The 14,466-nt window shown below is 60.1% G+C and carries 10 protein-coding genes; 2 read left to right on the top strand and 8 right to left on the bottom strand.

Annotated features, from left to right (window positions below; all coding sequences use genetic code 11):
- Nucleotides 1-94 precede the first annotated feature (94 nt).
- Genes qatD through ACR81A_RS03350 form a run of 4 tightly spaced genes read right to left on the bottom strand, consistent with a single transcriptional unit; the run spans nt 95 to nt 4,785 of the window.
- Entirely contained in the window at nt 95-850 is a 756-nt protein-coding gene (gene qatD, locus ACR81A_RS03365) for a Qat anti-phage system TatD family nuclease QatD (RefSeq protein ID WP_440312595.1), read from the bottom strand.
- Nucleotides 847-2,124, bottom strand: a complete 1,278-nt coding sequence (qatC, locus tag ACR81A_RS03360) for a Qat anti-phage system QueC-like protein QatC (protein ID WP_440312594.1) — start codon at nt 2,122-2,124, stop codon at nt 847-849. The genes qatD and qatC overlap by 4 nt, the downstream gene beginning before the upstream one ends.
- Nucleotides 2,121-2,864 carry a Qat anti-phage system associated protein QatB gene (gene qatB / locus ACR81A_RS03355; protein WP_440312593.1) on the bottom strand — a complete coding sequence of 248 codons (744 nt, stop codon included), beginning with the start codon at nt 2,862-2,864 and terminating at the stop codon, nt 2,121-2,123. The genes qatC and qatB overlap by 4 nt, the downstream gene beginning before the upstream one ends.
- A gap of 49 nt (nt 2,865-2,913) precedes the next feature.
- Nucleotides 2,914-4,785 carry a KAP family P-loop NTPase fold protein gene (locus ACR81A_RS03350; protein WP_440312592.1) on the bottom strand — a complete coding sequence of 624 codons (1,872 nt, stop codon included), beginning with the start codon at nt 4,783-4,785 and terminating at the stop codon, nt 2,914-2,916.
- A gap of 494 nt (nt 4,786-5,279) precedes the next feature.
- Between ACR81A_RS03350 and ACR81A_RS03345 the strand changes: the two genes are divergently transcribed.
- A complete protein-coding gene (locus ACR81A_RS03345; protein WP_440312591.1) occupies nt 5,280-7,085 on the top strand; it encodes an ATP-dependent nuclease in 1,806 nt (601 codons plus the stop codon).
- Nucleotides 7,063-8,817, top strand: coding sequence for a UvrD-helicase domain-containing protein (locus tag ACR81A_RS03340; protein ID WP_440312590.1), 1,755 nt, complete (start codon nt 7,063-7,065; stop codon nt 8,815-8,817). Before ACR81A_RS03345 ends, ACR81A_RS03340 begins: the two co-directional genes overlap by 23 nt.
- Before the next feature lie 79 nt (nt 8,818-8,896).
- On the opposite strand, the gene ACR81A_RS03335 is transcribed toward ACR81A_RS03340, so the two are convergent.
- The 4 genes from ACR81A_RS03335 to mobF all read right to left on the bottom strand — a co-directional run bounded on the left by ACR81A_RS03335 (nt 8,897) and on the right by mobF (nt 14,465).
- Nucleotides 8,897-10,078 carry a tyrosine-type recombinase/integrase gene (locus ACR81A_RS03335; RefSeq protein ID WP_440312589.1) on the bottom strand — a complete coding sequence of 394 codons (1,182 nt, stop codon included), beginning with the start codon at nt 10,076-10,078 and terminating at the stop codon, nt 8,897-8,899.
- Nucleotides 10,071-10,322 (bottom strand): helix-turn-helix transcriptional regulator, encoded by a 252-nt coding sequence (locus ACR81A_RS03330; protein WP_440312588.1) that lies wholly within the window; start codon nt 10,320-10,322, stop codon nt 10,071-10,073. Before ACR81A_RS03330 ends, ACR81A_RS03335 begins: the two co-directional genes overlap by 8 nt.
- A gap of 105 nt (nt 10,323-10,427) precedes the next feature.
- Nucleotides 10,428-10,757 carry a sulfate permease gene (locus ACR81A_RS03325; RefSeq protein WP_300143031.1) on the bottom strand — a complete coding sequence of 110 codons (330 nt, stop codon included), beginning with the start codon at nt 10,755-10,757 and terminating at the stop codon, nt 10,428-10,430.
- A 171-nt stretch (nt 10,758-10,928) separates the two neighbouring features.
- Entirely contained in the window at nt 10,929-14,465 is a 3,537-nt protein-coding gene (mobF, locus tag ACR81A_RS03320; protein WP_440312587.1) for a MobF family relaxase, read from the bottom strand.
- Nucleotide 14,466 lies beyond the last annotated feature (1 nt).

The following is a 14,466-nucleotide window of genomic DNA, read 5'->3' as shown; positions in this document are numbered from 1 at the left end:
CGGTCGAAGGATCTATCCTCCATCCGATCGAGTGCACGACTTTCGTCAAGGGATCATTGCGGTCGACCGTTGAATCTCCACCATATTTGGTGCCTCAGAAACCCATTTCGAGCGTGCTCGCGACAGGGGCGAGAAGCGTCCGTTCGTTGGCTTTGATCTGCCTTTTCGCCTCGTGCTCGCTCACGCCCCAAAGTTCCGCGATCAGCCCGAGGACCGAGGTGATATCCCACGGGTTCAGCCCCTGACGTCGAACTTGTGCGAACGGCCCGTCTGTCTCAAGGACAATCTTGTCGTTGGGCATGCCCGCCACCAGGTCTCTGCCCTTCGCACCAGTCAGCATCGCCGGCCCAACGCTGAACCAGCACCCGCGCCCGATCGCGCGTTCCAACTGTGAGTGTGAGCCCGAGAACCAATGGAGCACCGGGGTCTTGATCTGCGCGTATTGGTCGAGTTGGTCAAGTACATCTTTGGCCGCCCTACGGCTGTGGATCGAGATGATCTTTTCGTCTCCGGCGCTACAAGATTGAAGCACGTGGTCGAAGACTTCCAACTGATCTTCCCAGAAGGTGCGACACTCGGGTGACCCATCTAGGCCCACTTCACCGACGAAGGGAGTCTTCGTCAAGTATGTGTCGAAGAGGGGCAGTTCGTGCTTTCGCTGTCCTGCGAGTTGAGGGTGCAGGCCGATCGCGGTGCGGATCGCAGAACGTCCCTCGGCGAGCTTCACGGTTCCGTTCCACGCAGAGGGCGTCGTAGTTACCGAGAGGACGCCGATGCCGCGGCGCTGGCTCTCGTCTGCTACGGCAGACGGCGATTGGTAGAGATCTAGGTGACAGTGGAAGTCGATCATACGAGACCGTACCTCTCATGGATTTTCCGTAGCTCGGCAAAGCCACGCTGGAGCATACCTCGAAGTTCGAGACGGTTATGGATCAGCGGAGAGCCGAGAGCCGGTCCGAGCCAACGGTCGAAGCCATCTTGTTCGATCGTGAGCAGCGCGATCGCTACGGAACGCACGTCGTCAAACGCTGCATGGTCTTCGTCCTCGATAGCCAAGTTATCGTACACGTACTCCGTCGGGTCTGGACGTCCCCATGCCTCGAATGAAGCGCGCCGAATCTGGCACGGGACGCATCGACCGCAATGCCGGTAGTTGAAGCGCTGGAATCGACCGCAGCTTGTCGAAAGCGGCGCCTCGGTGGACAGCAGGTCTTGGTCAAGACACTCACGAAGCATCTCACCCTTGGTCTTCTCCGCGTATGGGTTCTTGATCTGGACGTTGAGTCCTACGGCATCGAAGATGCTTTGCATCCGTCCTAAAAACTCGGGATGGGCTGTTCGAGTACTGAGGCTTCCCACGCGAGCCGCTGTCAACGGTGGGTTGATCGCGATGAATCCGTTCTCATTGACGTACAGAGGTACCGGCTGGCCGTAGGCGTAACGACGAGTGGCGGTGGCAGCCAGCACGGCGAAAGCTAGAAAGATCAGTGAACGAGAGCGTTGTGAGGTCTCCTTCTCGCCGCGTGGGGTACTTGCGTTGTGATTGAGCTGAAGGTGATCGATACCCCCACCAATCCGCTGGGCGAACCGGTCTTGCTTCGCCGCATCCCCACGCACCGTTTGACTGACGGCAAGCAACTTCGTCCCTGCCACAGTGAGGTCGATCGCACCGATCAAAGAGTCGAGGCCGCCAGACAAAAGTGCAACGGCATCACTCGTCGGGTACTGAGGCTTCTTGGGCGGAGTCGGGATAGCTCCGCCATCTCGAAACGAGATCGTCCAAAGATCGGTGGTAAGAAACTTCAACGCCGTAGCGATTGCATCGGCGTGCGGGTTCCACCGCTGCGGGTCACTCAACGCGATTTCAAGTTCGATCTGCCGAGTCCATCCGTCTGGGCTCGCGCTTCGCAACGTCGTGCCATCGGCGACAACGACTGATAAGGCGATAGCGAGCAAGTCCCAGGCTGTGGCATCTGGGATCAACTTCTGTCGGCGAACCTTCTCCGCAGCAGACCACCCCGCCGTGAGCACGTCGCTGGTTTCGCCACGTCCGAACAGCAGGATGGGAGTTTGGTCGCCGCTTCGGTCGCTTGCCGTCAGCTTGGGAACGCTGAGGTATTTCATGAGGTGTACTCCTCGAAAACTGCCAGTGTCTCGGTTAGCGCCGAACGGGTAAGTTGAGCGATACTCCTGGTCGTCGGAGCTGCACTCTCGTCGCGAATCTTTCGAAACGAGGCCGAGACTTGCTCCGAGATGAACTCGCGGATGTATCTCAGTCGTCGCATCCCGGTGACTGCGTCTGGGGCCTTGTCCAGCACAGTCTTCTGCAAGTCGAGACAGAATCGCGCATACACGTCGAGAGCCGCATAGCGCTCGATCACGTAGTTCCTCTGCGCTTCGGTCAGCGCAAAGAGGTCAGCATCAGGGAATCGTGCCAGTAGGTCGGATAGCGCATTGCGGATCGAGAGGCGTGATGCTTCTTTGTCCTGCGTTCCGTCCGCAGGACTGGCGGCGTCAACAATTGCGTCGAGTACAGCATTTGCGTCGCTCCCATTAGCTAGGGCCGCGTCACGGAGCGATGTCCCGTCCGGCGTGCGGCCAGACTGGAACATCGAGCCCAAGCGGCCGGCCGTCGCGGCCGTTCCGCCCAGCCGGCGCGTCATGGTTGCGGTGCCACCATAGCCGCTTCTTACATAGTGACCGAGCGCCCGGCGAAGGTCCCGGCTATCTCCGTTGCGGGCATAGCTTCCAAGACTTCGACGAGTGTCCCTGAACCGTGCAGGTGGCGCCTCTTGCGGCCGGTTCTGGTCGGGCTCGTCCGGTGTATTGTCGGCGCTGGGGTCTAGTGGATTGTCCTGAGGCACATCGTCGGCCCAGGGCGGAACGAGAGCGACTCCGGCGCCTGGTCCAGTACTACTTTGCGACGTTCCCACTCTTAACCCTCCCCTCAATGACTTTCTTTACTGGACCCTCAACATCGGCGGCGTTGGTCCAGTGTGTGAGTACATCGGCTGCCCAGGGTTCCGACTCGATCTTCGGCACAATGCTTGCTTGAATCTGTTTGCCGGGTCGCTCGATGAGAAAACCTGCGAGGCTTCGTCCTTGGTTTGGATCGGCACTAGCTAGGGCGATGCAGGCATCCAGGATTGGCGGAGCGCCCCACTCTTGGACCTGGCGAGCGCGCGCTAGAACGCGATCCATCATGATCGACAACTCGGTTCGAGGCAGCGCCGCGAGTTGGGTAACGAGGGCGCGGGACTCCTGAGGATCCTCAACAAGTGCTCGAAGTAAGTCGGCCGCCGCAGACGACAGACGATCCGATGCTGTGACCAGGGGCGCATGTTCGCGTCCAACGTAGAGCGCCCCACGAAGGTCTAGCTGCCCGAGGGCTGGCGGGAGGGCCAGCCATTCCCGAACGAACGCTTCACCCCATGCCTCGTCGGGCTCGAACTCTTCCTCCTTCGTTGCTGCGTCTTCCCACGGAGTCAGGACTTGAGGCTTTCCGTCTGGGTCGGCGTTCACCGCGGCGTTCAATGCCGCGTATGCCGCCGGCGAAGCCAAGCGCTCAAAAAGCAATAGCTTCGCCAAGACTGCCTCATCCACGCCCACACCTTGAGCGGTCGAGATGGTCATGCGGATCGAAAGCGCGTTGAGGAATCGCTTGATCAACCTGGGATTTCCTGCGATCCGCTCCGAAGTTGTCATTAGCGGAGCAAGCCGCTCCGCCGTTTCAAGCCGAGCAAGCAGCCCAGGCTTCAGATCAATCCCGCAGCTACTAACGAATGATCGATCAACGCGCTTGCCCTTCCAAGACTCTCGGAGTTGATGTGCGATTGACGTCCGAAGTTGATCTTTGTGCACTTGATCGAGGTCGCTGTTCTCGATGAACAGCATCATGAGGTAGGCACGAACTTCTTGGGTTCCAAGCGCTGGTACGCGAATGGGTATCTGTACGAGCTTGTCGAAGTAGTTGGTGATTAGTTCGTCGTCTTCGAGTCCACCGAAGTGCTTCTTGACGGCATACTTGATCATGTTGTCGTCGGCAGCGATGACGAACGCCGTGTGCTCAAGGAACAAGAAAAGACGGATGGCTTCCAGAGTCGATATTGTGGTCCCTGGCATGCACCGATCTAGATCGTCGATGAGTACCACGAGCGTGATGTCAAGCGCTTTGATCGCGTCTTCGAACGAGTCGCGAAGGGCCTGAATCTCTTTCGGCGGTGACACCGTTTCCTTTGGGTTCACCAGAGTTGTTGCGACGCTTGCTGTGGCTAACGCCTGCTCCCCAAGCGACTCCAGCCCTTCATTGTCCAGGCTCCCAGAGGTTGCATCCCTGACGGCTCCGGCAATCTCTCCCGTGAGTCCTACGGGCGGAAGCCCTAGCGCCATCGACGCCGCGGGCAACGCGACCAGTTTTGCGAGGCGGAACCATTGGACCCGTGAAAGAAAGTCCTTTGCCTTATCGATCCCTGTCTTGCGAGCTTCCGCCTCGGCTTCGAGCTTGTTGGCAATCACTTCGAGTAGCGCTGCACGGGCGTCGTCGTATCCCTGGTACAACCAAGCGTTGAACTCTACGAAGACGAACTTCTCTGCTCCCTGCTCTGGCTGATGCTTCGCGAGGGAAGTCTTTGTCAGCTTGATCATGGAGGACTTTCCAACGCCCCAGGCACCAGATACCCCGATCGATACGGGCCGCCCATTCGCGCTGACGATGACTTCGGCGATGGTGTCAGCGACACCCTCGAAGTTGAGGAAATCGCGATCAGTCTCGTTGTCAGTCCACATGCTCGACCGCCTCCTCGCGTTTCTTGCTCTGATCGGTGATCCAAGCTGGCCTCACGTCAGATTCTCCCATGTTGTCTGGCCGGTGCGCCTATGTCGGGTCCGTGTCTCACTCCAGCTGGTCCATGCCAAGGCGGGATGATTCACCAGCCCGTAGCAGAGAAACAGACGGGCGCGCCCACATGCCATATACCCGGACATCGTAACGATGATCGCCTCAAATGATGAAAGAGGCACATTACATATCCTCAGGTCACATCCATCGCGACCTCGAAAGTAGGGCACGCGTGGCATAGGAGCAGACAGGCGACGATACAAAAGCGACCGATATGCGCCGAACACAATGCCTGAAAAATGAAGCAGAGAGACTACGCGCGGGCGTCAACGCAAACGGTCTGCGAGTGGGGCATACCTCAGACTGAGTGATCCTCTGAGAGGATGGGAGCGCGCATCATTGGCGATGTGCCGAACGACGATCTGTACGGGATTGAGGCCGCATGTACTTAGCGCGAATCACCATCGAAAACTTTCGAGGCATCTTAAAGGCAGAAGTGTCCTTCGCAGGAAACACCGTACTTCTCGGCGACAACAACTCGGGCAAGTCCACCTTGCTCGAAGCCGCGGAACTTGCACTAGGTGCTGACCGCTTGTTCCGTCGCCCAGTCATCGACGAACACGACTTTCACGGTGGTGAATACCTAGTGAACGAGATCACAATCGAAGTCATGATTGTTGATCTTGACGATGAACTTCAATCTCGTTTTCGGAACAACCTCGAGTATTGGGACGTTGCCAACAAAACACTGCTCTCATCTCTACCTGGACCGGGTTCGGACGCACTTCCCTCCGTGCGAATTCGGTTCGTAGGACGTTACGACCCGGACGAGGACGATTTCGAGGGCCGAACCTGGTTCTGCAGCCCAGAAGACGATAAGGGGAACCCCACTAACGAGGCTAGATCGGCTGACAAGCGCGAGTTCGGCTTCCTTCTACTTCGTGCCCTGCGGACAGGTACCCGAGCCATGTCCATGGAACGCGGATCACTCCTCGACTTTGTTCTTCGTACGTTTGAGGTCGAAGTTCAAATGTGGGAGACCCTCCTCCAAAAGCTGCGAAGCGTGGCAGTAGCGGGTGAAGAGAATCCCGAGTTTGGCCAGGTTCTCTCAAGCATCGATGAAGCTATGAAACAGATCGTCGCTGCAGAGTGGGCAGATGCACCGCACCTTCGGGTGTCTGAACTCACACGTGAGGACCTCCGCCGAGTATTGAAGTCCTTCATGGCTACGGGAGCGCCCGGTTACTCGGCACCTTTCAATCACCAAGGATCGGGCACTATCAACTCACTGGTGATAGCCATGCTTACTCTCATCGCGCAAAAGCGCGAGGGACGCGTCATCTTCGCGATGGAGGAGCCAGAGATCTCAGTTCCCCCGACGGCTCAAAAGCGAGTCGTAGATCTCATTCTCGCGCTCGGCGGCCAGGCCATATTCACCACCCACTCACCGTACGTGCTCGAAGAGTTCGAGCCTGAGCAGATGACCGTACTATCCCGTGCACACAGCACCGGCCGACTGTCCAGCACGCCGGTCACGTTGCCCACTTCGCTACGCCTCAAGGCGTTCCGCACCGGGATTCGAACCCGGTTCTGCGAAGCACTGCTAGCTCGCAGAGTTCTCGTTACAGAGGGCGACACCGAAGCTGCTTCGTATACCGAACTCGCCAAAACTGCCGCCCGAGCCAACCCCACCCGATTCGCGAGACTTGACACCCGCGGTTGGGCTATCTTCGATGCACAAGGCGAAACCAACGTCGCCGGCTTCGCGGGCTTCTTCCGCGGCCTTGGAAAAGATGTTGCGTCAGTTTTCGATCAACAGCCCGCTGATCGCCTGGACGAGATCAAAGCAAATTCCGACTACGCATTCGAGCAGCCCTACAGCGGATTCGAAGACCTAGTGCTGGCAGAGGTTCCCGTTGATGCCAAACGCAAATATGTAAATGAACTAATCGCTAATGGGGCGTGGCCCTCACATGTGTCAAAGCCAACGAAAGACACTGATGACGAATACGCCAAAGCTCTGAAGAAGCTTCTATCGAAGACCAAGGGAGATCGCTTCGCAGCTGATCTGGTGTCTGGTCTCACGGAGATTGACTTCCCTCCCTCTATGACGAGTGTCCTGGAAGCGTTGAAAGAAGCAAGCGAACCTCCTACACCTGCCACCACGGAGAGCATAGCGGCAATCGCAGACACTGACGCTGACTCGGAAGGCGCAGAGGAACCAGATGTCAGCGACACAACAATCTGAAGAGGCTTACGAACTCGCTATAAAGCCGCTGCTGGAAGCTCAAGGCCCGGTGATGGTCACCGGTAGTGCTGGCTGCGGCAAAACCACCGTGGCTCTCAGAAAGGCTGCTCGCGCGATTGGCGAGGGCCTCGATAGTCGCCACGCCCGGGTGCTTTTCCTTAGCTTCGCGAACGCCACCGTCGATCGCGTTGCCGAGCACGCAACCTTTCAACTCGCGAAAGAAGAACGCCACCGCCTAGAGGTTGGCACTTACCACAGCTTTGCTTGGACGATTCTACGTAGCCACGGTTACCTCCTAGGCGCACCGCGGGGTGTGAAAATCATGTCCCAGGCCGAACAGAACGCTTTCCGATCACACTTTCAAGATCCCAACGTTGACCTGCGCGCTGAATTCAGACGACAGTTCGAGATGCTGGGGCACGTGGGGTTCGACGACTTCGCGGGACTTGCCAACGAAATTCTCGCTGGAAGCCCCTCACTACTCAAGGCTTATGCCTCGGCCTACCCGCTCATCGTCCTCGACGAGTTTCAAGACACTACAGATGATCAGTGGGCCCTCGTGAAGACGCTCAGCCAGCACTCACAGCTCGTTGCGCTCGGAGACCCGAGCCAACGGATCTACGACTTCGTGGAAGGATCAAGTGAAACTCGCTTTGCTGACTTCGACGAGGCACTCACGCCACAACACGTGGACCTTTCAAAATGGAACTGGCGGAGTCCCGGCAGTTCGATCACCCGCTTCGGTCGCGATGTCCTTCGCGGGAGCTTCGAGTACCCCTACGACGAGGTCGACATAGTACTGTGCGACTTCCCTCCACTATTGAGGCTCAAACTGGCCCTCCTTGCATCATTGAAACGCCTTCGAGTCGGCGGCGGAACAATCGCTATTCTCACGCCGACAAATGCCCTCGCTATGAAGGTATACGAGTACATTAGTGCGCCACAAAGCAACCCGAAGTTGCCTGCTCTCAGCATCGATATCCATACAACAAAAGAAGAGGGCTACGCCGCACTCATCTTTATAGGCGTGATTCTCCAAGCGTCCGGCGACGGCTTAGAGCGAGACGCTACCGTGTGCGATGCAATGGCCCACTACTTGAGAACAAAGTCAGTGAAGCTGTCAGCGACAGCCCGTTCCACGGCCGATCGCCTCGAAGGATACGCCACCAAGCTCCGAGCAGGTACTCCCGTCAACGTCAAGATCGTAAAGGCGCTGCGTGAGCTCCTTGACGGGTCAATCAGTAAATGCCGAAGCGGATACGTGCTCGGGGACTACCTCGCCGTCGTCAGTATGCTTGCGGCGTCCGATACGACTGAGATCAAGCAGATGGCTGGATATGTGCGAATGCTCAACTTCATCACGCGGGGATCTGAAATCGAAACACTGTTGGCTGATATCTGGCGTGAGAACGGCTCTTACTTCGGCGCAGCTGACACGCTCCGAAACGCGGTCCTCCAATACCAACTAACCAGCAGCAAACGCGGCAACAGAGATCTCATTGTCATGACTATCCACCGCGCCAAAGGTCGCGAGTTTGACGAGGTCATCACATATGAAGAGCGATACGAACCCTTTCTCAGGCTTAACGCAACACCGAGAGACTTGGAATCCGCGCGGTATGCGCTCAATGTTGCAGTGACACGGGCAAAGAAGCGTGCAACGATCATCACGCCGTCGAACGCGCCTTCTCCTCTCCTTACCCTAGAACTCGGTCATTTAGCTAAGGCATGAATGCACTGCTGCTAGTTCCTTGCGCATGATCCATCCGTCATGACTACACAGAATCTCTGTTCTGAGGCATGGAGATTAACTACCCAGCCTTTCCAAACGCTCGCTCTAGGTGCTCCGCGGTGGCGGGGTCGACGCTCTCGTTGCGCTGGATGTAGTGCTGCATCGTGATCCGCGGGTCGGTGTGCCCGAGAAGTTCGGAAGCGAGGAGCGCGCCTTGGGCGTCGTTAATGACAGTGGCGACGGTGCGGCGGAAGCGGTGTGGTGTGACGTTCTCGATCCCGGCCTCATCCATCACGTCTCGCAGAAGTCGGCGGATGTTGTTCGTCGTGTGCGGCGTCCCCACCCGCGTACTGAATAGCAGCGCGCCCGGCTCGGTCTCGCCGGACCGGAGGAGGCGCGATCGGATCGCGTGCAGCGTGAATGACGGTAGCGCGACACGACGAACCGAACGATCCGTCTTCGGATGATCCTGTCGGTGGGTCGGCTCACCCTTCCGCGTGATGATCGTACCGGCGATCCTCGCCGTCGGGATCGGACTATTCAGGTCGAGATCCTGTAGGCGGATCGCAAGAACCTCGCCGATGCGAGCCGAGGTGCCGAGCAGGACTTCGACGATCTGCCCGAGTTGCCGGTCGGGTCTCGGACCCGCCAGAATCCGACGGGACTCCCACGCCGTGATCGCCGCCCTGATCTCTTGCACCTCATTGATCGTAAATGCGTCCGGGATGCTCTTTTTCCGGTGGAGTCGCGAGACGTAATCCATCGGGTTGCGGGGCAGGATCTCGTGGCGGACCGCGAGTGCGAGGGCGAGGCGGAGGACGACGCGGGCGTGCTTGGCTCGGCTGTAGCTGCGTTTGGCGAGGTGTTTGAGGAAGTGGTCGCAGCGGGCGACGCCGATCTCTCGGAGGGTGAGGTCTTTGAATGATGGGAGGACGAGGGTGCGCATATCTCGCTCGTAGAGGTTCCTGGTGGTTCGCGAGAGGCGGTCTTCGATCTCGATGTCTTCCAGCCAGTAGGCGACGAGCTCTGGGAAGGGACTGTCGGCACTCATGCCATTGAATCCGGGCTGGTAGAGGGAGCGTTCGGCGAGTTTCTGCTTCAGTTTCCGTTCGGCAGCGGAACGGGAGGGGCCGGTGGCCTGGACGAGCCTGTTCTTGCCGTCCCAATCTCGAAAGCGGGCTTTCGCGACGTGGTTGCCGCTGGGATGTGTGCGGGTGGCGATGATTCCGAAGGTGCCGATCGGCGTGCGGGGCCTACCCATGTGTAGCCTCTGTCGTTCCGGGAAAGGTGGCGGCGCCCGCGGGTTCGCGCATGGTGTCCATCCAGGCGCGGATGTCGGTGATGCCGAACATGATCCGCTTTCCGAAGCGGTAGGCGCGGGGTCCTTTGCCGTTGGTGCGCCAGTCGTAGATGGTGGAGACGGGGACACCGAGGTAGTTGGCGAGTTCGTTGATGTTCAGGAGTGGTTCCAGCCCGTGAGGGCTTGGCTGTGGTTCATCGTTCATCCCTCCAGTTTCGAAGGTTGATGTAGGAGGCGAATGCGCAGCCAATACTCCAACCACAAGCTCCAGCAGCGGGTGGGGTTCTGAGCTAGCGGATGCCGAGTTGTGTCATGCGCTCGATTCGGCCAAGCGCGTGCGCCGCTCGCGAGTTCGGATGAGCATGAGATGGATGAGACTGACGGGCCCGATCCACAGGAACTTCAACGCGTTCCATACGCACAGCAGAACGACCAGGTACAGCAATTCAGGCGCGCCGTTGTCGATGAGGTTCGTGCAGATGCTCGCGGCGACCAAGTACGGCATCGCGAGAAGCATCGTGGGTACGCCCCATTTGAGTCCTCGCCTGGTGCGGATGGCGTCGAGGAGGATGTTGGTGGGCATGTAGCGGCGCAGGAATGCGCGGGTGTGGATGCTGAGGGTCCAAAGTTGGCGGATCATGACGACAGTCCTCTTCTCAGGGGTCTGGCGACAAAGAACCTTGAAGGACTGCCCGGAGGCCGTCATACCGTCACACTCGGGGTAACGGCGACACACATTTGAAAGTCGCCCTGCTTGTCCTTCCACTGTACGTCGCCCCTGCGACATCGGGAAGAGCCCGTCTGCCTCGGCTCAGCGAGCGAGACCGCGCCGGTCACGTCCCTGGGGCCGGCGCGTGTCTGGCTCCGACGCCTGCGCAGCGATGTCACGAAGTCTCGCCAGAGCCGCTGCTACTCGTGCGGCATCGATCTTCTGCGCATCACTATCCGGGGCTGGGCCGAGTGGCGTCTTCGCGGTGATCCCGTAGCGATCACGGTACGCCGCGACCGTGATCGCCTGGCGGTTCCATGCTGCCGCTGCTCGCGGTTCGACGGGTGGTTCTCCAAGTCCAAGCGCCCAGTCCTGCTTCTCACTGATAGCGCGGTCGAGGATCGCGTCAGCGCGTTGCTCAATGAGCTCGCGACGCTCGGTGAGAGCGATCTGCATCTCGGCGCTCATCTCACCAGCGGCCTCGGGGATCAAACCCGCGATGAGCTGCGGCACCTGGCGAGTCCGGCCTGAGCCTGCCGGTCGCGCAGTAGCTCGTGCGAGTCGATGGTGAAGCACAGAGGCGATGTCGTCAGCGTCGCCAAACCCTCGACCGGCAACCAGGCGCGGCATGAGAGCGTCGATGTTGTGATGGTTCGCTTCCGCCCGACGCAGTTCGGCAGAGAGCGCCCCGAACGCTTCAGAGTGAATCGTGTCTTCTGCTTCGTCCGGGGTGAGGCCGGAATCGCGAACGAGGGTGGCGAAACGGTCGTGTTGGGCGGCTTGCGCGATTGTCTCGTACTCCGCCGCGAGCTGCGCCACCGAGCCCCATGCTTCTTGCTCGGCGGTGATGGTCTCGTGCGCGGAAAGTTCCGCGCCGACGTGTTGCAGTACCCCGTAGAGCACGCTCCGCGCGGTCGCATCCGGATCGTCCGCGGGGTGCTGTGTTGTGTGGCTGTCGTCGGGTCGGTCGGTGGCGACGTAGACGAGGTTGGCGTGCCGTCCGCGGGTCATCGCAACGTAGAGGTTCTCGCGCGTGGTGGATGGGTCGGCGAGTACGTGCGAGGTGTCGGTCGTGATGCCTTGAGCGCGGTGGGCGGTGACTGCGTATCCGAGATCGACATGCTCGGAAACGTAGGTGGCGGGCAGGATCGTCGTGCCTCTGCTTCCTTGACGGCGGACGGTGAGTGATCCGTCGTCTCGCACCTCCGTAACAGTCCAGCGGTCACCGTTTCGCACCCACCCACGTCCCGCACCAAGGCGGCGGTCGTTCTTGCGCGTGATGATCCTGTCTCCGACTCCTGCACGGGTGTCGTCATGGAGGACGACTTCTCGGAGTGCGTTCACGGTGCCGTCGAGGATCAGGTCAGCTCGGGCTCGCTGATTGAGCGCGTGCACCGATTCGTTGGAGTCTGCAATCAGCACCGTCGCAAGCCCATCCAGGGTGTCAGTGCGCCAGGCGGTGTAGGCGGCGTCGATCATCGCCTCGGTGTCACCACCGGTGATGCCTCCGCGTTCGGCGTAGGTGTCGATTGCTTCGGTGCGTCCGTGGCGGAGGTCGAGGGATGCGGCCTTCTCCCACTCGTTGACGAAGCGGTGAATGTCGACGAGTTCAGGCGCGTCGTCGCGGTCGTGCACGAGGAGCGAGAAGGCGCCGCTGGCGGTGACGGATTGCAGTTGCGCCCAGTCACCCACGAGCAGCACCTTCGCACCGACCTCCACAGCGTGCGCGGTGATGCGGTCGAGCGAGAGAGTGCCCGCGAGTGAGGCCTCATCGACGATCACGAGCTGGTTCTTGCGGAACGTCGCACCGATACCTTGATGGGTTTGCCACCACTTAGCCGTGTTCTCCGCCCGGATGCCGAGATCATCAGACAGCACCTGCGCAGCGACCGCTGATGGGGCGAGCCCGATGACGCTGCCGCGACCGTGCTCTCGTTCCCAGGCGGAGCGTAGCGCGCTCATCGCGGTGGTCTTCCCTGCGCCTGCGGGGCCGACCAGCACATCGACTGCGCGGGCGGAGATGGCGATCTTCGCGAGCGCTGCGGCTTGATCCTCGCCCAGGAGTCTGCCTTCACGGTCAGGGCGGCGTGTGATCTTCTCGATCACCTCGACTGGCACCGTCGGCGCTGTGGTGGTGCGGGAGCGTTCTAGAAGTCTCGCCTCTGCGGCGAGGGTCTCTTCGGAGGTGAACACCGTTGATCCCACCGGGCGGAACCTGCTCGTGTCATCCGGCCTGCGGAACATTTCGGGGCTCGATGCGAGCTCCGGTGGTGTGATTCGGAGGGATGCTCGTTCGGCGGCGTCAACGACCATGCCCACGATCGCTTCGCGATCCTCGGTGCTGGCGAACCGGTACTGCATGGTTTGGCGTGCAGCTTCAGCGGTGAGGTTCCATTTGCGCCACGTCGCTCGCTTCTCACCGACCGCCTCAACGACACTGCGCCCGAGCGAGTCGATCACGTTGAGCGGAATGTCATCCGCACGCAACAGCAAGGGAGCAGTGTTCGCGGTGATGGTGCTTGCCCAGCGGGTGGCGTCTTCGCCGAGGAGGTGCGATGCACGTTCTCGCCACTGCCCGGTGAGCTCGGCGAGAGATCGCACCTGCTTGTCCGGCCTGGTTGAGAGTGTTGCTTTCGCTCGCAACCGAACGATCACCGCCGGTGATGGCCGGCGTCCGTGCTCTGTGACGTATTGGGCGATGAGGCGATCCGTCTCAGCATCAATGTGACGTGCCCGGGTTGAGAACTCGGCCACCATCGCTTCGGGCACACCGGTCACCGCCCATGCGGGGTTGCGGTCACGACCCATCGGCCGCGCCTCCCACTCAACACCGAACGCACGGGTGAGGTGATCGGCGAACACTGCCTCGTGCAGTTCGGAGAGAGCAACGGTCGCAGCGTGCAGTGGCCGGCCGTCGAGGGAGCGCCATTTGCCGTCGTGCACGGTCTGCACCTTGTTCGAGAGCACCACGTGCGTGTGCAGATGCGGGTCGCCTGCACGGGAGTCGTAGTGATCGAACGCGGTTGCAATCACACCCGAGACTTCGGCCTGCGCAACCGCCTCATTGCGTCCTGCGGCACCGACGCGGGTTGCAGCGAGTTCGCGTTCGATGAACGCAACCATCTCCGCAACCGCCGCATGGTGCGCGTCCGCAATCAGTGATTGCGTGCCCGCGTCCGATAGCGCCCACAGCACCGATGCCGACTTCGGAATAGAGAACGTGAAGTCAAACCCCGCAACCGCCTTCCGCGTACTCCGGGCAGCTTCTTCCGACTCGATTGCGGCGACCGCCGCTGCGCGCTCGGTCACAGGGAGCCTCGCATCAAGTTTCGCGGTACGCCGCTCGATGCGCTCCGCCGTGGTCGGGTACTTCCGATACGGACGACCGAGTGCCTTCTTCGTCACCGGGTCGAAGCCCTGCCCGATCAGAAGCTGGAGCTGTTCCTCGGTGACCTCGTCGCCGACGGCGAGCGCGCCACCACCGAGAACGGTCACCGCGGAGCCGATCCATCGTCCGGGTGGGGTTCCCTCTTCGGCGTAGTACCTCGTCAGCGGCGTGGAGAGTGTCCGCTCGCCGTCACCAGTCGCGACGGTACGCAGGAGGTACTTGTAGCCGTCGCCGGCTGACATCACCCGCATT

It is taken from the genome of Leucobacter chromiireducens (assembly GCF_051993095.1).
GTDB classification, from domain to species: Bacteria; Actinomycetota; Actinomycetes; order Actinomycetales; family Microbacteriaceae; genus Leucobacter; species Leucobacter chromiireducens.
Note: the sequence above shows the minus strand (reverse complement) of the source record. Positions and strands in the feature narration are given on the sequence as shown.

Coding starts and splice junctions, on each gene's coding strand:
- qatD (WP_440312595.1), bottom strand. CDS start 850: ATGATCGACTTCCACTGTCACCTAGATCTCTACCAATCGCCGTCTGCC.
- qatC (WP_440312594.1), bottom strand. CDS start 2,124: ATGAAATACCTCAGCGTTCCCAAGCTGACGGCAAGCGACCGAAGCGGC.
- ACR81A_RS03350 (WP_440312592.1), bottom strand. CDS start 4,785: ATGTGGACTGACAACGAGACTGATCGCGATTTCCTCAACTTCGAGGGT.
- ACR81A_RS03345 (WP_440312591.1), top strand. CDS start 5,280: ATGTACTTAGCGCGAATCACCATCGAAAACTTTCGAGGCATCTTAAAG.
- ACR81A_RS03340 (WP_440312590.1), top strand. CDS start 7,063: ATGTCAGCGACACAACAATCTGAAGAGGCTTACGAACTCGCTATAAAG.
- ACR81A_RS03335 (WP_440312589.1), bottom strand. CDS start 10,078: ATGGGTAGGCCCCGCACGCCGATCGGCACCTTCGGAATCATCGCCACC.
- ACR81A_RS03330 (WP_440312588.1), bottom strand. CDS start 10,322: ATGAACGATGAACCACAGCCAAGCCCTCACGGGCTGGAACCACTCCTG.
- ACR81A_RS03325 (WP_300143031.1), bottom strand. CDS start 10,757: ATGATCCGCCAACTTTGGACCCTCAGCATCCACACCCGCGCATTCCTG.
- mobF (WP_440312587.1), bottom strand. CDS start 14,465: ATGCGGGTGATGTCAGCCGGCGACGGCTACAAGTACCTCCTGCGTACC.